Origin of the sequence: Rhodococcus sp. NPDC078407, assembly GCF_044542515.1 — a bacterium.
In the GTDB taxonomy this organism is placed as follows: Bacteria; Actinomycetota; Actinomycetes; order Mycobacteriales; family Mycobacteriaceae; genus Rhodococcoides.
Map to the genome: position 1 here is coordinate 1 of NZ_JBITUQ010000037.1, position 21,526 is coordinate 21,526.

Annotated in this window: 19 protein-coding genes; 10 read left to right on the forward strand and 9 right to left on the reverse strand. The window is 65.3% G+C overall.

What is annotated here, in order from left to right; translation table 11 throughout:
• Nucleotides 1–4: 4 nt before the first annotated feature.
• The 5 genes from ACIGGF_RS24060 to ACIGGF_RS24080 all read right to left on the reverse strand — a co-directional run bounded on the left by ACIGGF_RS24060 (nucleotide 5) and on the right by ACIGGF_RS24080 (nucleotide 4,517).
• Nucleotides 5–646, reverse strand: coding sequence for a hypothetical protein (locus ACIGGF_RS24060; RefSeq protein ID WP_397523606.1), 642 nt, complete (start codon nucleotides 644–646; stop codon nucleotides 5–7).
• A 765-nt stretch (nucleotides 647–1,411) separates the two neighbouring features.
• Nucleotides 1,412–1,612, reverse strand: a complete 201-nt coding sequence (locus tag ACIGGF_RS24065; RefSeq protein ID WP_397523607.1) for an HNH endonuclease — start codon at nucleotides 1,610–1,612, stop codon at nucleotides 1,412–1,414.
• 147 nt (nucleotides 1,613–1,759) lie between these two features.
• The gene (gene ychF, locus ACIGGF_RS24070; RefSeq protein ID WP_057475323.1) at nucleotides 1,760–2,839 is read right to left on the reverse strand and encodes a redox-regulated ATPase YchF; all 1,080 of its coding nucleotides are present in this window, start codon (nucleotides 2,837–2,839) and stop codon (nucleotides 1,760–1,762) included.
• A gap of 12 nt (nucleotides 2,840–2,851) precedes the next feature.
• The gene (locus ACIGGF_RS24075; protein ID WP_397523608.1) at nucleotides 2,852–3,646 is read right to left on the reverse strand and encodes a TIGR03620 family F420-dependent LLM class oxidoreductase; all 795 of its coding nucleotides are present in this window, start codon (nucleotides 3,644–3,646) and stop codon (nucleotides 2,852–2,854) included.
• Between the two features lie 34 nt (nucleotides 3,647–3,680).
• Nucleotides 3,681–4,517, reverse strand: a complete 837-nt coding sequence (locus ACIGGF_RS24080) for a helix-turn-helix transcriptional regulator (RefSeq protein ID WP_397523609.1) — start codon at nucleotides 4,515–4,517, stop codon at nucleotides 3,681–3,683.
• A gap of 102 nt (nucleotides 4,518–4,619) precedes the next feature.
• Here ACIGGF_RS24080 and ACIGGF_RS24085 point away from each other — a divergent pair, with 102 nt between their 5' ends.
• Nucleotides 4,620–5,390, forward strand: coding sequence for an SDR family NAD(P)-dependent oxidoreductase (locus tag ACIGGF_RS24085; RefSeq protein WP_397523610.1), 771 nt, complete (start codon nucleotides 4,620–4,622; stop codon nucleotides 5,388–5,390).
• A 21-nt stretch (nucleotides 5,391–5,411) separates the two neighbouring features.
• Here the strand turns inward: ACIGGF_RS24085 and ACIGGF_RS24090 are convergent, their stop codons facing one another.
• Nucleotides 5,412–5,744 carry a CD225/dispanin family protein gene (locus ACIGGF_RS24090; RefSeq protein ID WP_397523611.1) on the reverse strand — a complete coding sequence of 111 codons (333 nt, stop codon included), beginning with the start codon at nucleotides 5,742–5,744 and terminating at the stop codon, nucleotides 5,412–5,414.
• A 195-nt stretch (nucleotides 5,745–5,939) separates the two neighbouring features.
• On the opposite strand from ACIGGF_RS24090, the gene ACIGGF_RS24095 reads away from it, so the two are divergent.
• The 5 genes from ACIGGF_RS24095 to ACIGGF_RS24115 all read left to right on the forward strand — a co-directional run bounded on the left by ACIGGF_RS24095 (nucleotide 5,940) and on the right by ACIGGF_RS24115 (nucleotide 11,795).
• Nucleotides 5,940–8,213, forward strand: a complete 2,274-nt coding sequence (locus ACIGGF_RS24095; RefSeq protein WP_397523612.1) for a carbon starvation CstA family protein — start codon at nucleotides 5,940–5,942, stop codon at nucleotides 8,211–8,213.
• Nucleotides 8,214–8,384: a YbdD/YjiX family protein gene (locus ACIGGF_RS24100; RefSeq protein ID WP_072692145.1), complete on the forward strand. Its 171-nt coding sequence runs from the start codon at nucleotides 8,214–8,216 to the stop codon at nucleotides 8,382–8,384.
• Nucleotides 8,385–8,496: 112 nt separating this feature from the next.
• The gene (locus ACIGGF_RS24105; protein ID WP_397523613.1) at nucleotides 8,497–9,963 is read left to right on the forward strand and encodes an AlkA N-terminal domain-containing protein; all 1,467 of its coding nucleotides are present in this window, start codon (nucleotides 8,497–8,499) and stop codon (nucleotides 9,961–9,963) included.
• A complete protein-coding gene (locus tag ACIGGF_RS24110) occupies nucleotides 9,963–10,457 on the forward strand; it encodes a methylated-DNA--[protein]-cysteine S-methyltransferase (RefSeq protein ID WP_397523627.1) in 495 nt (164 codons plus the stop codon). The genes ACIGGF_RS24105 and ACIGGF_RS24110 overlap by 1 nt, the downstream gene beginning before the upstream one ends.
• A 51-nt stretch (nucleotides 10,458–10,508) precedes the next feature.
• Complete coding sequence (locus tag ACIGGF_RS24115) at nucleotides 10,509–11,795, forward strand: AI-2E family transporter (RefSeq protein ID WP_397523614.1); 1,287 nt, start codon at nucleotides 10,509–10,511, stop codon at nucleotides 11,793–11,795.
• Here the strand turns inward: ACIGGF_RS24115 and ACIGGF_RS24120 are convergent.
• Together ACIGGF_RS24120 and ACIGGF_RS24125 are read right to left on the reverse strand one after the other, a co-directional pair.
• Nucleotides 11,777–14,785 carry an AAA family ATPase gene (locus ACIGGF_RS24120; protein WP_397523615.1) on the reverse strand — a complete coding sequence of 1,003 codons (3,009 nt, stop codon included), beginning with the start codon at nucleotides 14,783–14,785 and terminating at the stop codon, nucleotides 11,777–11,779. The genes ACIGGF_RS24115 and ACIGGF_RS24120 overlap by 19 nt on opposite strands.
• Nucleotides 14,782–15,981: an exonuclease SbcCD subunit D gene (locus ACIGGF_RS24125; RefSeq protein ID WP_397523616.1), complete on the reverse strand. Its 1,200-nt coding sequence runs from the start codon at nucleotides 15,979–15,981 to the stop codon at nucleotides 14,782–14,784. The genes ACIGGF_RS24120 and ACIGGF_RS24125 overlap by 4 nt, the downstream gene beginning before the upstream one ends.
• 125 nt (nucleotides 15,982–16,106) lie before the next feature.
• Between ACIGGF_RS24125 and ACIGGF_RS24130 the strand changes: the two genes are divergently transcribed.
• Nucleotides 16,107–17,273 carry a DNA recombination protein RmuC gene (locus ACIGGF_RS24130; protein ID WP_397523617.1) on the forward strand — a complete coding sequence of 389 codons (1,167 nt, stop codon included), beginning with the start codon at nucleotides 16,107–16,109 and terminating at the stop codon, nucleotides 17,271–17,273.
• A 20-nt stretch (nucleotides 17,274–17,293) separates the two neighbouring features.
• Nucleotides 17,294–18,460 (forward strand): DUF6542 domain-containing protein, encoded by a 1,167-nt coding sequence (locus ACIGGF_RS24135; RefSeq protein ID WP_397523618.1) that lies wholly within the window; start codon nucleotides 17,294–17,296, stop codon nucleotides 18,458–18,460.
• Between the two features lie 71 nt (nucleotides 18,461–18,531).
• Here the strand turns inward: ACIGGF_RS24135 and ACIGGF_RS24140 are convergent, their stop codons facing one another.
• A complete protein-coding gene (locus tag ACIGGF_RS24140; RefSeq protein ID WP_397523619.1) occupies nucleotides 18,532–19,539 on the reverse strand; it encodes a 4-hydroxy-3-methylbut-2-enyl diphosphate reductase in 1,008 nt (335 codons plus the stop codon).
• Between the two features lie 123 nt (nucleotides 19,540–19,662).
• Here ACIGGF_RS24140 and ACIGGF_RS24145 point away from each other — a divergent pair, with 123 nt between their 5' ends.
• Nucleotides 19,663–20,256 (forward strand): lipid droplet-associated protein, encoded by a 594-nt coding sequence (locus ACIGGF_RS24145; protein WP_397523620.1) that lies wholly within the window; start codon nucleotides 19,663–19,665, stop codon nucleotides 20,254–20,256.
• Between the two features lie 80 nt (nucleotides 20,257–20,336).
• On the forward strand, nucleotides 20,337–21,515 hold the full coding sequence (xseA, locus tag ACIGGF_RS24150; RefSeq protein WP_397523628.1) for an exodeoxyribonuclease VII large subunit: 1,179 nt from the start codon (nucleotides 20,337–20,339) through the stop codon (nucleotides 21,513–21,515).
• The last annotated feature ends 11 nt before the right edge of the window (nucleotides 21,516–21,526 follow it).

Genomic DNA, 21,526 nt, shown 5'->3' on the forward strand with positions numbered 1-21,526 from the left:
GCCGTCACCGGGAGCCGTCAACCGCTACAGTGATCACCGCTACCGGGTGAGCACTTTCGCTGAGCGAAGTTGAGCACTTTCGATGAGCGCCATCACCTGGACCAGCACCTGGAGAGAGCAAGTCCGCAGGAAGGTCCCATTCCCAACCAATACCCGACCTCGGTGGTCCCAAGAAGATGTTCTGCGACCCCGGTACGACGTCGAATGCGTACGAACCGGAGTAGGTCGACGCAGGAGCGAGCTGGCCGGAGAAGGCGTCGGTATTCGACTCGTCGCAGTTTAAGGCTGCGGTCGAGACCAGGTCACCGTTGACCGTGCCGTCCGGATTGGTGGCGTCCCACGCGCTTGGATTCAGGGAGTAATCCATAAGTGACGCAACGCTGCTGTTTCGGGCACCGACGGCCGCTGTCGCGTACGCAGGGGACGTCTGGACGTTGATGTCCACCATGAGGAAGATGCCGTTGTTGGGTTCGAACTTCCAAAACCCTGAGCAAGTGTTCGACATCCTCGGATTGCTGATGGTAAAAGTGATCGCTGGCTCGCCGGTGACATTGTCCGACAAACCTGCCGCCTCGCCGAACTTCTTTTCCAATCGTCCTTGATCGTTGGTGGCGACCTCGGGCGGCTGCCCCGCGGCGTCGGTCACCGATGCTGGGCTTGGCTCGCGAGTGGCGGATGTCGCGGTCCCTGACTCCGCCGAACTGCAGCCTGTTGCCCAAGCAAGTACGACCGCGCTTCCCGCTACCAGGACTCGACGTTTCACAGCTATCTCCGCTCTACCGAATCTGGAGATTAGCAGTGCTGCCGAGCGCTGCGCTGTCGGTTCCCAGTCGGAAACGGCCACTTTCTGATGGCGACGCGTACTTATTAAGTCTCAATGGCCCTCCGGGAGCAGCGGGATACCTTCTGGACACCCCCACTGGTGCGTCCTTATCCAAAGCCCCAGACCCGTCGCCGTGGTGAGTCACAGAGCGTTGCGGCTGGACACAGTAGCCGGGGAGGGGGGGTGGAGCCCTGGGCTAACTAGGAGGCTCCAGGATGTCGAACTCCTCGTCGAGGATCTGGTCGAGGTGCGCGGGGTCAGCGTTGCGCATTTGCTCAAGCCATGCTCGGTAACGAGCCTGATTCGGCTCACCATCGTTGACCACTTTTCGCTCGAAGCTCATGATGTACGCAGCGCGCCGTTCTCCATGTGTTGGCTCTGAGTCACCATCGCCGATCGGACTCTTTGCGTTCCCACCTGAGGTCTGCGCTATGCCAACTACGTTGAACTGATCGAAGACGACCTCGCCAGTCTGGTCGATCCCTATGGCGTGACCAAGCTTTCTGCGGTTCCAGACGAATGCTCTAGGAAATACCCGAGTGCTGCCGTCTTCGTATGTGATCGTCGTTCCACTCGTGCGAACAGACGCTACAGGCGCTGCTTCAGCCCCGGGTGATCGTCGTACACGCTCGGGTGTTTTCGCTTGGCCTGATTGGCTCGGCGTGCTGCTGCTGACTCCTGCTGCTTCTTGGCGGTGTGACAGGGCTCGCAGGCTGCTTGCATGTTGTCGATGCGTTCTTGGCCGCCGGCTGCGACGTTGATGATGTGGTCCGCTTGGCGCTCGGTCACAGCTCACCGAACGTCACCTGTCGACGTACGCCCACCTCTGGCCGAACGCAGACGATCGAACGCGCAAGGCCACCTCGGCGCTCTTCACGGAAGCTACTGCGTACCCTCTGCGTACCGAAAGCCGAATACTGGCTCTGACCAGCAGACCTAAACGTTGAACCTGAACTCCACCACATCGCCGTCGGACATGATGTAGTCCTTGCCCTCTATGCGCACCTTGCCCGCGGCCTTGGCCGAGGCCATCGACCCAGCGGCGATGAGGTCCTCGTAGGAGACGATTTCGGCCTTGATGAAGCCGCGCTCGAAGTCGGTGTGGATGACTCCGGCCGCCTGCGGCGCGGTGTCACCTCGGTGAATCGTCCACGCGCGGGCCTCTTTCGGGCCGGCGGTGAGGTAGGTCTGCAAGCCCAGGGTATGGAAGCCTGCGCGGGCGAGGGCGTCCAGACCGGGCTCGGTCTGGCCGACCGATTCGAGCAGCTCGGCCGCCGATTCCTTGTCGAGCTCGAGCAATTCCGATTCGATCTTCGCATCGAGGAACACCGCGTCGGCGGGAGCGACGAGGCGCGCGAGTTCGCCGATCTTCGCGTCGTCGGTCAGCACCGACTCGTCCGCGTTGAAGACGTACAGGAACGGCTTGGTGGTGAGGAGCTGAAATTCACCGAGCAGCTCGAAGTCCAGCTTCGCCTTGGCCGAGAACAGCGTCTTGCCGTCGTTCAGCACAGCCTGCGCTGCCAGCGCCGCGTCGAGTGCAGGCTTGCGATCCTTCTTGATCCGCACCTCTTTCTCGAGGCGCGGGATGGCCTTCTCGAGGGTCTGCAGATCAGCGATCGCGAGTTCGGTTTCGATGACCTCGATGTCGGCAGTCGGGTCGACGCGACCGTCGACGTGCACCACGTCGTCGTCCGCGAAGACTCGTACGACCTGGCAGATGGCGTCGGCCTCACGAATGTTGGCGAGGAACTTGTTGCCCAGGCCAGCGCCCTCGGACGCTCCCTTGACGATGCCGGCGATGTCGACGAACGACACCAGCGCAGGCACGAGCTTCTCCGAACCGAACACCTCGGCCAGCTTCTCGAGCCGGGGATCCGGCAGCGCGACCACACCGACGTTGGGCTCGATGGTGGCGAACGGATAGTTCGCGGCCAGCACATCGTTGTTGGTCAGTGCGTTGAAGAGGGTGGACTTGCCGACGTTGGGCAGTCCGACGATTCCGAGGGTGAGGCTCACGGTCTATGGAGTCTACTTTGACGTCGCCACCAGTTCGGACAGTGCCCGGCCAGCGTCGATACTCGACGCACCCAGGGGCGCAAGAACCACGTGATCCGCGCCGGCAGCGTGGTGGGCGGCCACCCTCTCGGCAATGTCGTCGATGCTCCCCCACACCACCAGGCCGTCGACCAGTCGGTCGCTGAGCGCGTTTACATCCGCCTCAGTGAAGCCCATCCGCAGGAAGTTCTGCCGATAGCCAGGGACCGTAGCGAGAAAGTTCAATGGCTCCCGCGCTGCAGCGCGCGCTCGATCCGGATCGGACTCGACCACGACGAACTGGTCGACCACCAACGTCGACTCACCGAGTGCACCGCGCGTCTGCGCCGTCCAGTCAGGCGTCACCAGCAACCCGATTGCACCGGCAGCGCGGTCCCGCGCCAGCTCCAACTTCTTCGGACCGAGCGCCGCGAGCAGAAGGTGATCGGTGGGCACCTCGAGCTCGTCGAGGTACTTCCCCAACCCGGCCAGAGGCCGAGCACTCTGCGGTCCGCCCAGGCCGAGGCCGAATCGACCGGTGCCCGAGAGCTCGTCGAACAGTCCACCGGCCCGCGCAGGCGAGTACACATCGACCGGCACGATTGCCGGAACGATGGTGGCGGTCTCGGTCGCGTGAACCAGATCGGCCAGCCTGCCGAGCCGATCGATCTGCCCACCCGGCAGCCACAACGAGGTGAATCCGAGTGATTCCAACGCGCGTGCATCGTCGAGATACGACGGTGACACGTCGATTGAAATGCCGATCGCGCCGAGACCCAATGTGTCCATGGGTTCGACGCTAAAACCTCGACAATGGTTCAGGTCAAGTGGTGATCGCCGAATTCGGATCCCAACTGGCCAGGATGGGCAGAATCTCTGCCGTGCTGGAGTCCTTCTCGACGGTATAGACGATCAGAGTCTGGTTCGGCTCGCTCGGTGAGGCCAGGAATTCGACGCCGAATTGCAGGGTCCCCGCAGCCGGATGCTGAATGATCTTGGTGGCACGTTCGAACTCGCCGACCTCGTGGTCGGCCCACCACCGCTCGAATTCGGGCTCACTGGAACGTAATTCGTCGATCACGGCGTTCAGCGCGGGGTCCCCCGGCCGTCGAGCGAGGTCGCGCCGCATCGATGCCACGGCCGCCGCCGCGAACTGGGACCAGTTGACGATCCGCTCACGGGCAATGGGGTTGCGGAAAAGGTAATGAAACAGCGATTCACCGGCGGTCGACGACAGACTCAACACCGCACGAACCAGTGCATTGCTGGCCAGGATGGTGCCCGAACGCCCGAGTATCAGCACCGGCAGGTGATCGAGCGCCTGCATGACCTGAAGCAACCCTGGGTCCGGTCGTTCCGAGACATCACCGACGACACCGGCCGGAGACGCGAGATCGAGTAGATGCGCAGATTCCACGGCGTCCAGCTTCAAGGCCCGGGCGATCGCTCGCAGTACCTCGTTCGACACGTTGGCCTGACGACCCTGCTCGAGTTTGCTGTAGTAATCCGGGCTCACTCCGGCCAGCGCTGCGAGCTCTTCTCGCCGCAGGCCCGGTACCCGCCGCGCACCGGGATATTCAGGCAAGCCAGCGTCGGCGGGGCTGATTCGGTCGCGCCGATCACGCAGAAAAGCGCTCAGTGCCGACCTGTCGTTGCTCATGGATTCGAACGTAGCGCCATCGACGACGATGAGCCTGGTCATGACAGACCTAGGTCGAACAACGCCTGGCCCGCTCGATCCGACGACCGTAGACATGGCGTCATGACATCTTCCACTTCGCCACAACTGCTCGGCCGCACTGCTCTCGTCACCGGATCGACCAGTGGGATCGGTGCTGCCATCGCGTCGACCCTCGCCGCACACGGGGCGTCGGTGGTCGTCAGCGGCCGCGACGCCGACCGCGGCAACTCCGTCGTTCACCGCATCACCGAGGCAGGTGGCACCGCAGCCTTCGTCGACGTCGACCTCGCGGGCAGCTACCACGAGCTCCGCGAGTTCGCCGCCCGCAGCACCGAGACCCTCGGCGGCCGCGTCGACATTCTCGTCAACAACGCGGGCATCTACCCGGCTACCGCCACGGCGGACCTCCCCGATGATCAGCTGGACGCGATGCTCGCCGTCAATATTCGAGCTCCGCACGTTCTCGTCGGCGCGCTGGCAACGGCGATGGCCGTGCGCGGCAGCGGATGCATCGTGAACATCGGTTCGTGGATGGCCACGATGGGCAGCCCGTTCGCTGCCATGTACTCGGCCACCAAAGCCGCCGACGAGCAACTGACCCGAAGCTGGGCCGCCGAATTCGGCCCACGGGGCGTACGAGTGAACGCCCTCGCGCCCGGAGCCACGCTGACCCCGGGCAACGAAGACGCACGTCAAGTGCTCGACGCCATGACCGCCGGCACCCCGGCAGGCACCGTGCTCTCCCCGCAGGACATCGCCGACGGAGTCCTGTTTCTGGTCTCGGACCGGGCCACAATGGTGCACGGAACCACGCTGTTCGTCGACGGCGGCATTTCGGTCACCCGCGGCTGAACAGCTCCTCCACCACCGGGATCACACGTTGGCTAGGAGGACTGCGACGAAGCCGAAGTAGAGGACCATGAGGCCCACGAAAAGTGCAAGAGACAGCTTTCCGAAGAACCCTGCACGAGTCGACGAGTACTGCGCTCCCTGAACATCACCCATCATCCACAGGGGGTGCACCTTCAGCGCGTGATTGAACGCGGGAATGGCCAGTGGCCAGAAGAAGATCACTGCCACCACTGCCCACCCCGCGTTCGAAGCCGGCAGCACCGGTGCCTGCGCTGCGGGATAGGGCTGTGCTGCGGGATAAGGCTGGGCTGCGGGAAAAGGCTGCTGCTGCGTCTGCTCGTACGGTCCCGACATGTGTTGTTCTCCCCGACTCGATGATTGTGATGACACCCGATACGACGCAGCCCCGGCTCGTTCGGTTCCGGGCCGCCACCACTCGGCGCACGCCAGCGACCGCCGGGCGCACGGCGATGCGTCGATTCGAGGACGCGGATCGGCGTCGCACATAGGGTGATCGCAGTCACACCTGCGAGCCTGGAGACCCCACACATGTCACTGAAAGCGCCCGACGATCCACATGTCGAACTGCTGAAGACAGATCCCGATCTACCGCCCGTCGGCGTCGTCGAGTCACATCCGATGACCACGATCAAGCGACTGATGCTCGTCGCCATCGGCCTACTCGGCGGTGTTGCGTGGACGATCATCGCCATCGTGCGCGGGGAGAACCCCAACGCCGTCTGGTTCGTCGTCGCGGCCGTCTGCACCTACATCTTCGCGTTCCGTTTCTACGCGAGGCTGATCGAACGCAAGATAGTCCTCCCACGCGACGACCGCGCCACTCCTGCAGAAGTTCTGGAGAACGGCAAGGACTACATGCCGACGGACCGTCGGGTGCTGTTCGGTCACCACTTCGCCGCCATCGCCGGAGCAGGTCCCCTCGTCGGACCCGTCCTCGCCGCTCAGATGGGCTATCTGCCCGGCACCATGTGGATCATCGTCGGCGTCGTCTTCGCCGGCGCTGTCCAGGACTTCCTGGTGCTGTGGATCTCGACACGCCGTAACGGCCGCAGCCTCGGCCAGATGGCCCGTGACGAACTCGGCGTCGTCGGCGGCACCGCGGCGCTGATCGCAGTGTTCGCCATCATGATCATCCTGATCGCGGTGCTCGCTCTCGTCGTCGTCAACGCCCTCGCCGAAAGCCCCTGGGGTGTCTTCTCCATCGCGCTCACCATCCCGATCGCGCTGTTCATGGGCGTCTACCTGCGCTTCCTGCGGCCGGGTGCCGTCACCGAAGTCTCGCTCATCGGCGTCGTCCTGCTGCTGTTCGCTATCATCGCCGGCGGCTGGGTATCCGAAACCGACTGGGGCAACACCTGGTTCACGCTGTCGAAGGTGACCGTCGCATGGTTGCTCATCGGCTACGGCCTGCTCGCGTGCATCCTGCCGGTATGGCTGTTGCTCGCACCACGTGACTACCTGTCGACGTTCATGAAGGTCGGCACCATCGCACTGCTGGCCGTCGGCATCCTCATCGCCCGTCCCGAAATTCAGATGCCCGCCATGACGAGCTTCGCCACCGAGGGCAACGGACCGGCCTTCGCCGGGTCACTGTTCCCGTTCCTGTTCATCACCATTGCCTGTGGGGCGCTGTCCGGCTTCCACGCTCTGATCTCCTCCGGCACCACACCGAAGCTGCTGGAGAAGGAAAAGCAGATGCGGATGATCGGCTACGGCGGCATGCTGACCGAGTCGTTCGTTGCCATCATGGCGCTCATCACGGCCTGCATTCTCGATCAGCACATCTACTTCGCACTCAACGCTCCGACTGCGCTCACCGGGGGCACGCCGGAGACTGCGGCGGAATACGTCAACGGTTTGCCGCTCAGCGGCGGCGACATCACCCCGGCCGAATTGAGCCAGGCGGCAACCGATGTCGGCGAGGAGTCGATCATTTCCCGTACCGGCGGTGCCCCGACCCTCGCGTTCGGCATGTCCGAGGTACTGAGCCAGGTCTTCGGCGGAGCGGGACTCAAGTCGTTCTGGTACCACTTCGCGATCATGTTCGAGGCCCTGTTCATCCTCACCACGGTCGACGCCGGCACCCGCGTCGCGCGCTTCATGCTCTCCGACAGCATCGGCAATCTTCCCGGCAAATCGGCCAAGAAGTTCAAGGATCCGTCCTGGCGTCCCGGCGCGTGGATCTGCTCGATCATCGTCGTGGCAGCTTGGGGCGCAATCCTTCTCATGGGCGTCACCGATCCACTGGGCGGCATCAACACCCTGTTCCCGCTGTTCGGTATCGCCAACCAGTTGCTCGCGGCCATCGCGCTCACGGTAGTGCTCGTCATCGTCGTCAAACGCGGTCTCTACAAGTGGGCCTGGATTCCCGGAGTGCCGCTGGCCTGGGACCTCATCGTCACCATGACGGCGTCGTACCAGAAGATCTTCTCCTCCGTCCCGGCCATCGGCTACTGGACGCAGCACGCGCAGTTCCGCGACGCCAAGGCGCAGGGCCTCAGCGAGTTCCGCACCGCGGGAACACCCGAGGCTATCGACGCCGTCATCCGCAACACGTTCATCCAAGGCACGCTGTCGATCATCTTCGCCGTGCTCGTCCTGGTCGTCGTCATCGCCGGAGTCATCGTGTGTGTGAGGGCCGTTCGCGGAGCCGATCTGCCGGACAACGAGGAACCGGAGGTGCCGTCGAAGATCTTCGGCCCCGCCGGATTCGTCCTCACCCCCGCCGAGAAGCAGATCCAGGCAGAGTGGGACGAACTGATCGATGCCGGCACCGTTCGACGCCCCGGATCGGCGCACTAGATGCGCGGGCTGTGGTGGTGGATCACCTCGGTGATGGGTGATCACGATTACGACCGATACGTCGCCCATCTGGCCCGGCACCATCCGGGACAGGAACCACCGACCGTTCGGCAGTACTGGAAGGATCGGCACGCAGAGGCCGACCGGAACCCAGGGGCTCGCTGCTGTTAGGGCTTCGCCCTCGTGCGCGTTGTGCGCCCCTCCAGGTACGCAAAACGCGCACGACCGCAGCCGCGTCCGATTTCCGCTAGCACTGGCGGGTCCGCGCTGACACAGTAGGTACATGAGCAGTGAACGGCAGGTGCAAGAACTGGACTTCGAGCGGTGTTACCGCGCGGTCTCCTCGCGCGACGCACGATTCGACGGCCAGTTCTTCACCGCCGTTCGTACCACCGGCATCTACTGCCGCCCGTCCTGCCCGGCGCGCACCCCCAAGCCGGGCAACGTCTCGTTCCTGACCACCGCGGCAGCGGCTCAACAATCCGGTTACCGCGCCTGCCGCCGGTGCCAGCCCGACGCCACTCCCGGTTCCCCGCGGTGGAACATCCACTCCGACCTCAGCTCTCGCGCGATGCGACTGATCTCCGACGGGGCGGTCGAGCGCGGCGGGGTCGACGGCCTCGCCGGCACCCTCGGATACTCGAGTCGGCAGCTGACTCGGGTGTTGACGGCCGAAGTGGGCGCAGGCCCCCTCGCACTGGCCCGTGCACACAGAGCACACACCGCTCGCACACTTATTCAGACCACCGATATGTCGATGGCCGACATCGCTTTTGCTGCAGGATTTTCCAGCGTTCGGCAGTTCAACGACACCGTCAAGGAAGTGTTCGCCGTCGATCCGTCGACGCTGCGCCGCGAAGCACACCGCACCGCAACACCCACCGCAGGCGGAACGGTCACCCTGCGGCTGCCCTACCGTCAGCCCTTGGACCGCGGTTGGATCGAGTGGTTCCTTCGCGGTCACGTGGTCGAGGGCATCGAATCGTTCTCCGACGACGGCGAATACGTCCGATCACTGCGCCTGCCGCACGCCGGTGGGCTGGTGGCCCTGCGGGTGATGGACGGATTCGTCAGTGCTGCAGTGACATTGCAGGACATGCGCGATCTTGCTCCTGCTGTCTCCCGAATCCGACACCTCCTCGACCTCGACGCCGATCCGCTGGCCGTCGACGAGGCTCTGCGCGCAGATCCACAGCTGGCACCGAGCGTCGACGCCCACCCTGGAATTCGGGCACTGGGGGTGGTCGACGGCGCAGAAATGTTGTTGCGCACCGTCATCGGTCAGCAAATATCGCTGAAAGCTGCAGCCACCCACACCGCTCGACTCGTCGAGGCGCTCGGCACACCACTGGACCTGGGCGACGGTACCGTCACGCGACTGTTTCCCGAGCCGGCGATCATCGCCGAACGCGGCCACGAGGTTCTCACCGGACCCGCTGCCCGCGTCCAGACCGTCATCCGCGTCGCCGACGCCATCACGTCGGGAACCGTCGAACTGCATCCTGCGCGCGAGGGTGCCGAACTGGAACGAGAGTTGCTGGCGCTCAAAGGCATCGGGCCGTGGACCGCTCGGTATGTCGTCATGCGGTTGCTCGGCGACCCCGACGTTCTCCTCGACACCGACCTGGTCGTCCGTCAAGGCGCAGCCGCGCTGGACATCTCGTTGAAGGACTCCGCCCGCTGGGCACCGTGGCGATCGTACGTCTCGATGCACCTCTGGATCACCGCACTGGAAAGAAGACAGGCATGATGGCCACCTCTGCAACACAGGACACCCCGATCGGCCCGTTCACCACCATCGTCGACGACGATCAGCGCGTTCTCGCGTCGGGCTGGACCGCGGATGTCGACGAACTCCGAGTCCTGATTCACCCGACGATGCGACCCGACACCGTCCGCAGCGTCGCAGATCTCGGCACGGTCACCGCAGCCGTCGACGCGTATCACCGCGGTGAGCTGGCACGCATCGACGATGTGACCGTCGCCCAACGGTCCGGTGAATTCCTGATGCACGCCTGGGATGTACTGCGCACCGTCGAAGCCGGCGTACCGGTGACCTACTCGCAATTCGCGGAGCTGTCGGGCCGCCCCGCTGCCATCCGCGGAGCGGCGTCCGCCTGTGCGCGCAATGCCGCCGCACTGTTCGTGCCGTGCCACCGGGTGGTCCGCATCGGTGGCGCTCTCGGTGGATTCCGTTGGGGGCTACCCGCGAAAGAATGGCTCTTGGCGCACGAATCGGTCTGACCGTCCCAGCACCGGGCGGCGGTGGCCCACGGGGAGACGGTGGCGGGCGTTATGGTTCTTCACGATCCGCCATCCGCCGAATGTGAGGAAACCCCAGTGACCGAATCGGCAGTGCCACGAAAGTCCGAGGCATCGGCCACGTCCGGCAAAGACCGCGGCGATCTCATCGGAGTCGGCGGCCTGTGGCTCGCCAAGTGGTCGCTGATCCTGGTGTCGATCGCGGCCGGAGCGTGGGTGTTCGGCTGGCTGATCGGCCATCTGTGGGTGATCCTGCTACCGGTCCTGCTCGCAGTCATCGTCGCGACGGTGTTGTGGCCACCGGCGAAGTTGATGATGCGGCTCGGATGTCCACCGGCGTTGGCCGCGTCGGTCTCGCTCGTGGTGTTCTTCGTCGTCATCGGCGGAATCATCACTCTGATCGTCCCCTCGGTCGCCGATCAGGCACCGGAGTTGGTCGACCAGGCGTCGGGCGGTATCGCCCAGGTTCAGGACTGGCTCAAGGGTCCGCCGCTGAACGTCGGCGACGACCAGATCGACTCGGCTGTGTCGGCGATCATCTCGCGGCTGCAGGACAGCGGTGAGGTCATCGCCACCGGGGTGTTCACCGGCGTGTCCGCAGCCGGCTCACTGTTGGTCACTCTCGCCCTGGTGTTGGTGCTGACGTTCTTCTTCGTCAAGGACGGACCGAAGTTCCTGCCGTGGTTGCACGGGTTCTCCGGTGGCCGCGCCGGCCGCCATCTGGGCGAGGTGCTCTCACGGATGTGGGCGACGTTGGGTGGGTTCATCCGAACCCAGGCCATCGTCAGCTTCATCGATGCCTTCTTCATCGGTCTCGGACTGGTCATTCTCGGTGTCCCGCTGGCGCTGGTGCTGGCGGTCCTGACGTTCATCGGTGGGTTCATCCCGATTGTCGGCGCGTTCGTGGCGGGCGCTCTCGCGGTGCTGGTTGCCTTGGTGGCCAACGGGCTGACCACCGCACTGATCGTGCTGGCCATCATCGTTGCGGTGCAGCAGTTGGAGGGCAACGTGCTGCAGCCGATCCTGCAGAGCCGCAGCATGAACCTGCATCCGGCGATCGTCCTGCTCGCCGTTGCGGGTGGCAGCTCGCTGTTCGGCATCATCGGCGCGTTCCTCGCGGTGCCGGCTGCCGCGGTCGCAGCCGTGTTGATCCGGTACCTGTCCGAACAGATCGACGCACGATCGAACGAGCCGGCCCAGGACGAACTCGAAGACGAGATTCCGCCGCCCGACGGATTGACGGAGGAGCAGGCCGGTATGGACGACGAGGGCGAGACGAAGCCCGACAAGCCCGCGTCAGGTCAGGACGCGACCACCTGAAGCGTCGACCCGGAGCGCTCCCGTTTGACGTAGAGGCGACTGGGAATGCGCTGGCGCATCTCGTCGACGTGACTGACCACGCCGACCACGCGTCCGCCCGCGCGCAATTCGTCGAGAACTGCCATGACTTGTTCGAGTGTGTCGGCATCGAGTGTGCCGAAGCCTTCGTCGATGAACATGGTGTCGAGGACGACGCCGCCGGATTCGGCAGCCACGACGTCGGCGAGCCCCAGCGCGAGAGCCAGTGAGGCGAGGAAGGCCTCGCCGCCCGAGAGAGTTTTCGCCGAGCGCACGACGCCGGTGTAATCGTCGCGGATGTCGAGACCGAGTCCACCACGCTTGCCGCGGGCACCCGCCTCGTCGGAGTGAACGAATTCGTACCGCCCCGACGACATTCGACGCAATCGCGCGGAGGCCAACTCGGCGACGTCCTCGAGCCTGGACGCAAGCACATAGGACCGTAGCGACATCTTTCTGGCATTCTGACCTCGACCGGCCACCACGTCCGCCAGGTTGGCGAGTTCGTCGAACTCCGCTTGTTGCGGCGCGATGGCCTCGGCCGCGGTGGACAGCTCGGCGATCAACCGTTCCAGATCGTCTGCTCGCCTTCGGCATTCGGCCACCGTGGCCGCGGCGGACCTGACCTGCCGGTCCAGCTCGTCACAGGTGTGTCGCAGTGGATCCAGATCCACCGGCGGGAGCCCGGCGACAGAGACGATGGCGGGCTCGAGCAGTACGTGTTCGGCGTGCGCCCGCCGCGCGTCGGCAGCACGGAGCTCGGCCTCGATCCGCTCGATTCGATCGGTGGTCAGCACCGCCTCGGCAGCCGCCTCCACAGAGTCGAAATTCGATGCAGCCACGCGCAGGTCCAGTTCGACTCGTAGCTCGTGCGCCCTCGCGCTGGCGTCGAGCCAGGCGATCCGCGCTTCCTGGATTCGCCGCGCCCCGTCGATCAACGCCTCACGTTCGGCGATTCGATCGATCAGCGACTCTCCCTCGCCTACTTCGGAAGCCACCGACTTACGCATCTGCGCCAGCGATTTCTCGGTAGCCGAGATTCTCTCGGCCACGGCCACTCGTGACGCGACGAGGTTGTTGAGCGTGGCGGTCAATTCGTCCGTCTCGCGGCGCAGTCGGCTCGATTCCGCCCTCGCCGGTTCGGCATCCGCTGCCGTCGTCCGGGCGTCCTGCAGTGAACTCGTTGCAGTGTCGAGGGCCTGGGTCAGCTCTGCGAGAGTGGCTCCCCCGGTGCGATCGTGCAGCAGGTCCACCGCGCGTCTGGCCTCCGCCACAGCCGCGATCGCTCGGTCGCGAGCGGCAGCTGCCGTGCGTTCGGCGGCTGCTGCCTTGTCTTCCTGCGCCTTGGTCACTTTCGACGACGAGGCCGCGGCGGGGTGTGGATGCTCGGCCGATCCGCATACCTCGCACGGCTCGCCCGCTGTCAAGCGAGCTGCCAGCTCTGCTGCCATCCCGTCGATGCGGCGTTCACGAAGATCGAGCAAGCGCTCCCACGCAGTGTTGTGTGCGGCGGCAGCGGTGTCGCGGGAGCGTTCGCACTCGAGAAGGGTGGTGCGCTCACGCACCAATTCGATGGCGGATTCGGCAGCTGCACGAGCCCGTTCGCAGCGCTCGTCGAGGCCCGGCAACGACGACTCGGCCGCGTCTGCTCGCGCCGCCCGAGATTCGGCGGCCGCGATCTTTTCGGGCAACGAGGCCTGCTGCTGCTCGATCCGCTCGATCTGCGCTGCGGTGCTGCGCTGCTGGCCCAGATAGTCGACGATGGTGCTGTCGAGCTTGTCCGCCTCGCGTACCACGCCGAGCAACGACTGCATTCTGGCGACATCGGTGGTCCAGTCACGCACGAATTGCGCGACGACGGTGCGCTCGTCGGCAGGGTCGCCCGGGCCGGGCGGCCAGTGCAGCGCATCGTGAAAACGCTGTCCTTCCGCCGACGTCGGCAATTCGCGCTCGGCCGCTGCCAACGCGGTGGTTGCCGCCTCGGCCGTCGTGTGCGCCAGAGCCAGATCGGCAGCGGCGTCCGCGATCGGGCCCGCCGCGACGGAGTCGGCACACTGGGCTCTGAGCGCAGCCCGGGCCGACTCACCGTCGTGGTGCTGCGCGAGCTGACCCTCCGCAAGAACGCGTCGACGCTGCAGATCCAGCACGGTGGTGGCCTGAGCCAGAGCTTCGGACGAACGCCGAGCTGCCGCGTCGATCAGCACCGCCCGACCTTGCGCGAGAGTCCGATTCTGCCGCGCGTCGGCCAGCACGTCGGCCGCCCAATCGAGCGGGTCCGACCGTTCGGCGTCGGTGCTCGTCGGCTCGGGCACTCCCGATGCCTGCGATACCCGACCGAGCATGATGTCGATGTTGTGGTGGGCGTCGGCGAGTTCGGCCGCCAATTCTCGGCGGCGCTGCGCGAACCACTCCTCGACGTCACCGAAACGGCCGGTGTCGAAGAGCCTTTCGAGCAGAGTGCCGCGCTCGTCACTGTCGGCTCTCAAAAATCGCGCGAACTCGCCCTGCGGCAACAGCACCACCTGGAAGAACTGGTCGGCGCTCATTCCCAGCAGAGCGTTGACGGCATCGCCGATCTCGCTCAGCCGGGTGAGGTTCTGGCCACGACCATCGAGCCAGGTGAGACTCGCTTTGGCGTGTTGCTTGGTGGTCCCGGTACTTCTGAGCTTGGGCCGCAGGAACTCCGGACTGCGCACTATCCGGATGCGTCGGCCACCGAGAGTCGCCTCGAGGGTCACCTGCGGTACTGCTCCCAGGGCTGCATGGTCGGACAGCAGTCGCTTGCCCTCACGACGCGCTCCGGGCACCGTGCCGTACAGCGCGAATGCCACGGCGTCGAGCACCGTCGTCTTGCCGGCCCCGGTGTGCCCGTGCAGAAGGAAGAGGCCATCAGCTCCGAGTGCATCGAAATCGACCGTCTCGGTACCGGCGAAGGGGCCGAAGGCGGTGATCTCGAGCGAATGCAATCTCATGCAGCACCGCGGTCTGCAACACTGCGGTCTGCAGCACTGCCGTCGGCTACCTCGTTCTCTCGCTGTACGGACGCCAGCGCGCGCGCCAACAGCGCGGACTCCGCTTCGGTGGGCTCGCTACGCATGTCCGTCAGAAACGAAGTGGCAATGGCGATATCGCTGCGACCGCGCACGCGGTCGCGATAGCGAAGCTCTGCGGACCCCTCGGGGCGACGCCACTCCAGGTGTATCGCGTGCCGAAACCGCTGCTGCAGCAACCGCATTGCGTCGACCGGACGGACGTCGTCGGTGAGCACAGCAGAGACGTAGTGATCCTCGACGCCCGAATATGCTGCGTCCGAGAGCAATTCCTCGACGGTACCCTCGATCCGAGCGAGCCCGCGCACCACCGGGAGGTCCACCCGCTCGACGCTGCCCAGCCCGTCGGCGTCGAGTTCGAGGATCCACACGGCCTTGCGGTGCGATCGCTCACCGAACGAGTACGGCAGCGGAGACCCCGAGTACCTCACCCGGTCGGTGAGAACCTGCGGGGAATGCAGATGGCCGAGCGCCACGTAGTCGACTCCGTCGAACGCCGACGCCGGTGCGGTTTCGATGCCGCCGGACGAGATGGACCGCTCCGATCCGGTCGCCTCACCCCCGACGATGAATGCATGTGCGAGCACGACCGAGCGCACACGTTGTCCGGCAGCGGTTCTCGCTGCAAGATCGGCGCGTACACGGTCCATCGCGGCTCCGAGCACCTCGGCGTGGGTGCGTGCGGTGGGAACATCGAGCTCCAGACGCGTGGTTTCGGGCTCCAGGTACGGGATGCCGTAGAACGCGACCTCACCGTGCTCGTCGCCGATGACGACCGGTGTCGCGACATCGCCCACCTGCGTCATCAAGTGCAGCCCTCCGGCGGAGGCGAACGCAGCTCCAGCTCCGAGCCGAGCCGGAGAGTCGTGGTTGCCCGACGTCGCGACGATGACGGCACCGGCCGCTCGGATTGCCTCGAGTCCACGATTGCAGAGCACGACCGCGTCCGCGCTCGGCACCGCACGATCGTAGATATCGCCGGGCACCACCACTACATCGATCGACTGTGCCGCAACCAGTTTCGCAATGGACTCCAGCGCTGCACCCTGATCGGCCAACAGGTCGACACCGTGAAAGGTGCGACCTATGTGCCAGTCCGAGGTGTGCAGGATTCTCATACCGACGACGCTATCGGGTGGCACCGACAAACTTCTCGAGGCGCGTCGGCCTGTCGGAATGTGACGAGGGTCCGCCGAACACGGGTACCGGAGTCTGTCGGTGGTGTCCTGCATCATCTGTCTCCATGAACCTTCTGACGGCGATCGGCCTACTCGTGGCTCTCGGTATCGGAGTGATCGTGGGCTGGTTGCTGCACGCCTCACGGACGGGAGACCGAGCGGTCCGAGCCGAGGCACAACTGGCTGCGCTGCGCGAGCACGAGACCATGCTTCGACAGTCGTTGAGCGCGGTCAACGAGGATTCCGCGAGGCGGAACTCCACCGTGATCGGACAACAGGTCTCGCATTTGGTCGAGCCCCTCCACGACGCCGTCGACGCGCTTTCCGAGCACGTGCGGCAAGTCGAGCACAATCGAATCAGGGCCTATGCAGGCTTGACGGAGCAGGTCACCGGCATGCACCGGGCATCGATGCACCTGTCCACGCAGACCGGCCAACTGGTGACGGCGCTGCGTGCACCGCAGATCAGAGGACGCTGGGGCGAGATTCAGCTCGAGCGGGTGGTCGAACTGGCGGGAATGCTCAAGCACTGCGATTTCGACACGCAGGTCAGCAAGGACGGCATCCGACCCGACATGATCGTCCGTCTTGCCGGCGGTCGCCAGATCGTCGTCGACGCCAAAGTGCCGTTCGCGGCGTACCTCGACGCCGCTCAGGACGAAGACCCCGGTGTGCGTGAGAAGAACCTGCGACGCCATGCCAAACAGCTGCGCACCCATATCGATCAGTTGGCCGACAAGGCGTACTGGGAAGCGTTCGAGCCGACGCCGGAATTCGTCGTCCTGTTCGTTCCCGGCGACCCGTTTCTGGATGCGGCACTGACATCCGACACCGGCTTGCTCGAGTACGCGTTCGGCCGGAACGTGATTCTGGCCACCCCCACCACGTTGGTCGCGCTGTTGCGCACTGTCGCCTATACCTGGAAGCAGGAGTCGTTGGCCGAGGACGCGGCGCGCATCCAGCAGTTGGGCCGCGAGCTGTACACCCGCATCGGCGTCGTGTCGACGCACCTGGACAAGCTCGGGGCCAACCTCGGCAAGGCCGTGGACTCCTTCAACTCCACCGTCGGATCGGTCGACTCCAGGGTGAGCGTGACGGCGAGAAAGCTCCACGAACTGGAACTGTTCGACGCCGAGCCGGTCGAGATCGGCCGAGTGGACACGCGCCCCACCCTGTCCGATTCGTCTCGCTACCGGCACGACTTCGGTCATGTCGAGGATGCAGTCGGCTGAACTACGGCTAACCTCGAGGGGTGTCTACCTCCCAACGTGCCCGATCCGGGGTGCCGCTGGATCACCGATCCATCCTCGCGACGCTGCCCGGCGTGCCTGCGTGGGGTGCCGTGGCGATCGCCGCGGGACTGACTTTCCTCGGGTTCCTCATCGATGCTGCCCGCGGCACAGAATTGACCGGCGCGTTCGCATTCCTGTACGTCCTCGGCTGCATCGCCGGTGTGGTGTTGGTCCGCTACCGCGGACTGTTCACCGCGATGGTGCAGGCCCCGCTCATCCTGTTCGTTGCGGTCCCGCTGTCGTATCAGTACTTCACCGACGACGCGGGAACCAGCCTCAAGGACATCATTCTCAACGTGGCAATTCCGCTGGTCAACCGGTTTCCGTTGATGCTGCTCGGCACGGTTGTCGCCGTCGGGCTGGGCGCAGTGCGCATCGTTCTCAAGCGTCAGAACACACACGCCCCGGCCGTTCGACGGAGCCCGAAGCGCGCCGAGGACAAGCCGACCCGCGCGCAGCGACGGGTGTCCGAAGAGCGTCCTGAACGCAGTCGCAGACGAGTCACCCCGGCGGTCGGCCGCAGTGTCGACGCCGATGCGGAGGCCACCGACATCGTGCCGGGGCCGTACGTGGGCCGGAGAAGAACAGACCCAGCTTCGGGTGCGCAGCAAAGCGCAGCGCGCGCCGGAATGGATTCGACTCCTCGCCGCGCGGCAGCGCCGATACCGTCGACGCAGAGCCGATATGCCGCTGATTCCTCTCGCGGGGAGTACGCCAGGCCTGATCACCAGAAGCCCGACCAGCTCGAGCCCGACCACGAGAAGCCCGAGTACCCGCGAGCTCTGTATCCGCAGACTCGGTCCCAGCAGCCACAGTCACAGCAGCCACAACCGCAGCAGGCCCAGTCTCGAAGAATTCAGCAACCGCAGTCAGCGGAATCCCGGTATTCCACCGAGTCCAGCTATTCCACCGAAGCTCGCCGTGGGCGGTCGGCTTACGGGCAGCCTCCACGTGCGGACGCCGATACGTACCGCACCGGCTCCCGGCCGGTCGGGGCTCCCCGGACGCCTTCGCCCGCCGACGCCGATCAGGCCCCGGGCAATCACGCTCTGCCTACTGCCCACCGAGACGACATTCCGCCGCATCCGGTACCGCGGGTTCGATACCGCGATCGTCACGCCGACTGACGCGACGTCGCGCAGGCCCCCCAAGCTGTCCAGCGCCGACCGAAGGCGGCTGTCGGGCCTGTAGAGCGGGCCTATCGAGCCGGTCGCAGTTCGCGGGGCAGTGAGAACACCAGCGTCTCGTTGGCCGTGGTGACCGGCTGCACGTCGGCGTATCCATGCTCGGCAAACAGGTCGATGACGCCCTGCACCAGGATTTCCGGCACCGACGCGCCCGAGGTGATGCCGACGGTCTCGACCCCGTCGAGCCAGCCCAGATCGATCTCTTTGGCGTAGTCGACGAGGTAGCTCGCCCGTGCGCCGGCACCGAGGGCAACCTCGACCAGACGCACCGAGTTCGACGAGTTCTTCGAGCCGACGACGATCACCAGATCGCATTCCGGCGCCATGGCCTTCACCGCGACCTGACGGTTCTGCGTGGCGTAGCAGATGTCGTCGCTCGGCGGGTCCTGCAGCGTCGGGAATCGCTCACGCAGCTTGGCCACGGTCATCATCGTCTCGTCGACGCTCAGCGTGGTCTGAGACAACCAGATCACCTTGTTCTCGTCCCGGACGGTGACGTTGGCGACAGATTCGGGGCCGTCCACCAGCTGAATGTGCTCGGGAGCCTCTCCTGCGGTGCCCTCGACCTCCTCGTGGCCCTCATGGCCGATCAGGAGAATGTCGTAGTCGTCACGAGCGAATCGCTTCGCTTCCTGGTGCACCTTGGTCACCAACGGGCAGGTGGCATCGATGGTGCGCAGGTTCCGCTCTGCCGCGGAGGTGTGTACGGCCGGTGAGACGCCGTGCGCCGAGAACACGAGCAAGGAACCCTCCGGCACCTCGTCGGTCTCTTCGACGAAGACCGCGCCGCGATCGGACAGAGTTTCGACCACGTGCTTGTTGTGCACGATCTCCTTGCGCACGTACACCGGCGCACCGTGCTGCTCCAGTGCTTTCTCGACGGTCTCGACCGCACGATCGACACCCGCGCAATAGCCCCGAGGCTCCGCGAGAAGCACGCGCTTGCCGCCCGCATAAGCGGACTTACCCGCGCCGGCGGAGTGTGCAATACCAAGATTCAGAGGAACAGCCGAAGACATACCTCCCAGGATACGTGTAGATGCAGCAACCCGACCGTTCCGCAGGCTCCACCGACTGACTGAGCGCTGCGCCTCCAGCCTGTCGGCTACCCAAATTTCACGACTTCGGGCAGTCTGGTGGGCATGACTCGAGTCCCCTTTGCCGCTCGCGTGGCTGCTGGCGTCGCGGTGACCGTCGTGGAAGAGGCTCGCAAGCTTCCCGGATCTGCGCTGATGCTGCCGATGACGGTCGTCAGTGAAGCGCTGGCCCGCGGTATGCGGTTTCAGCAGCAGGTGACGGCGTTGGCCATCAAGGGCGATGTGGCGATCTCGGCTCTGCCGGTGATCGGAACTCCGCGCGAGGAGCAGCCCGCGTGGGCCTCGTTCGACGAGGACGACGCCTTCGAGGCCCCGATCATCACCGACGACGTCGATGTGCCGGACGCGCCGGTGACCGAGCCCACAGCCGCCAACGGCCGCTTCGCTCTCTATTCGACGCCTCCGCTGGACGAGCCCGTCCAGGACACCTCGGCCAAGCGCGGCCCGTCCGCCGACAAGCCCGAGATCGTCGAGATGATCGACTTCGACACCCTCGCCCTGGCTCAGCTCCGCGCTCGGTTGCGCACGCTCTCGGTCGAGGACCTCGAGACTCTGCTCGATTACGAGAACGACACACTCGCCCGCGCACCGTTCCAAACGATGCTGGCCAACCGCATCACCACCGCCAAGGCCAAGTGAGCACTCCCCCCACCCAGTCCGGCCCAGCTCAGTCCGGTGCCAGTACCGCCGAACTACCGTGGCCGGTGCGCACCGTCGCCATGAAGGTCGCCGGCTGGATCGACAAGCTCGGCAGCATCTGGGTCGAGGGACAGCTCACCCAGATCAACGCTCGTCCCGGTACTCGTACGGCCTTCCTGACGCTGCGTGATCCGTCGGCCGACATGTCGTTGTCGGTCACGTGCTCACCTCAGTTGCTCGACCGTTCTCCCGTTCCACTGACCGAGGGCGCGCGGGTCATTCTCTACGGCAAACTGTCGTTTTTCACCGGTCGCGGCACCATTTCGCTGCGCGCCACCGATATTCGCGCGGTAGGTGTCGGCGAATTGCTCGCCCGCATCGAACGTCTCCGGGCTCTGCTCGCTGCCGAGGGGTTGTTCGACCCACGCCTCAAGCGCCCGTTGCCGTTCCTGCCCGGCACCATCGGACTCATCACCGCACGAGCAAGCGCAGCCGAGAAAGACGTCCTCACCGTCGCTCAGAGGCGTTGGCCCGCAGTCCGATTCGAGGTTCGGAACACGCCCGTTCAGGGGCCACAGGCGGTACCGGCGATTCTGGACGCACTGAAAGATCTGAACGACGATCCCGGCGTCGACATCATCATCCTGGCCCGCGGCGGCGGTAGCGTCGAGGATCTGCTGCCGTTCTCGGACGAGGCACTGTGCCGAGCCATCTCACGGGCGACGACGCCGATCGTGAGCGCCATCGGTCACGAACCCGACAGCCCGCTCAGCGACCACGTTGCAGATCTGCGTGCCGCGACTCCCACCGATGCCGCAAAACTCGTTGTGCCGGATGCCGTCGCGGAGCAAGCGCTCGTATCGGAGCTCAAGTCCAGAAGTGCTGCGGCACTGCGTAGCTGGGTCGAGCGCGAGGCACGTGGCCTGGACATGCTCCGGCACCGGCCGGTACTGGCGGATCCACTGGCCGCACTCGAACTCCGCCGCGAGGAGATCCGTCGACTCGCCGACGCGGCCCGCCGCGACGTGCAACGCGAGCTCACCACCCAGGACACCCTCGTCGAGCATCTGCGGGCGCGGCTGTCGACTCTCGGCCCGGCTGCCACACTGGCCCGGGGCTATGCCGTCGTGCAGCGGGTGGTGGCGGGTTCGGATCCCGAGGTGCTGCGTTCGGTCGAGGACGCGCCGCCGGGTACACAGATCAGAGTGCGAGTGGCCGACGGTGCCGTCACCGCCGCAGTGATGGGCCGAGTGAAATGACGACAGAAGGA

Excerpts from the sequence above, each read along its gene's own strand:
- ACIGGF_RS24075 (WP_397523608.1), bottom strand. The coding sequence starts at position 3,646 with ATGGACACATTGGGTCTCGGCGCGATCGGCATTTCAATCGACGTGTCA.
- ACIGGF_RS24080 (WP_397523609.1), bottom strand. The coding sequence starts at position 4,517 with ATGAGCAACGACAGGTCGGCACTGAGCGCTTTTCTGCGTGATCGGCGC.
- ACIGGF_RS24085 (WP_397523610.1), top strand. The coding sequence starts at position 4,620 with ATGACATCTTCCACTTCGCCACAACTGCTCGGCCGCACTGCTCTCGTC.
- ACIGGF_RS24090 (WP_397523611.1), bottom strand. The coding sequence starts at position 5,744 with ATGTCGGGACCGTACGAGCAGACGCAGCAGCAGCCTTTTCCCGCAGCC.
- ACIGGF_RS24095 (WP_397523612.1), top strand. The coding sequence starts at position 5,940 with ATGTCACTGAAAGCGCCCGACGATCCACATGTCGAACTGCTGAAGACA.
- ACIGGF_RS24100 (WP_072692145.1), top strand. The coding sequence starts at position 8,214 with ATGCGCGGGCTGTGGTGGTGGATCACCTCGGTGATGGGTGATCACGAT.
- ACIGGF_RS24105 (WP_397523613.1), top strand. The coding sequence starts at position 8,497 with ATGAGCAGTGAACGGCAGGTGCAAGAACTGGACTTCGAGCGGTGTTAC.
- ACIGGF_RS24110 (WP_397523627.1), top strand. The coding sequence starts at position 9,963 with ATGGCCACCTCTGCAACACAGGACACCCCGATCGGCCCGTTCACCACC.
- ACIGGF_RS24115 (WP_397523614.1), top strand. The coding sequence starts at position 10,509 with ATGGTTCTTCACGATCCGCCATCCGCCGAATGTGAGGAAACCCCAGTG.
- ACIGGF_RS24120 (WP_397523615.1), bottom strand. The coding sequence starts at position 14,785 with ATGAGATTGCATTCGCTCGAGATCACCGCCTTCGGCCCCTTCGCCGGT.
- ACIGGF_RS24125 (WP_397523616.1), bottom strand. The coding sequence starts at position 15,981 with ATGAGAATCCTGCACACCTCGGACTGGCACATAGGTCGCACCTTTCAC.
- ACIGGF_RS24130 (WP_397523617.1), top strand. The coding sequence starts at position 16,107 with ATGAACCTTCTGACGGCGATCGGCCTACTCGTGGCTCTCGGTATCGGA.
- ACIGGF_RS24140 (WP_397523619.1), bottom strand. The coding sequence starts at position 19,539 with ATGTCTTCGGCTGTTCCTCTGAATCTTGGTATTGCACACTCCGCCGGC.
- ACIGGF_RS24145 (WP_397523620.1), top strand. The coding sequence starts at position 19,663 with ATGACTCGAGTCCCCTTTGCCGCTCGCGTGGCTGCTGGCGTCGCGGTG.
- xseA (WP_397523628.1), top strand. The coding sequence starts at position 20,337 with ATGAAGGTCGCCGGCTGGATCGACAAGCTCGGCAGCATCTGGGTCGAG.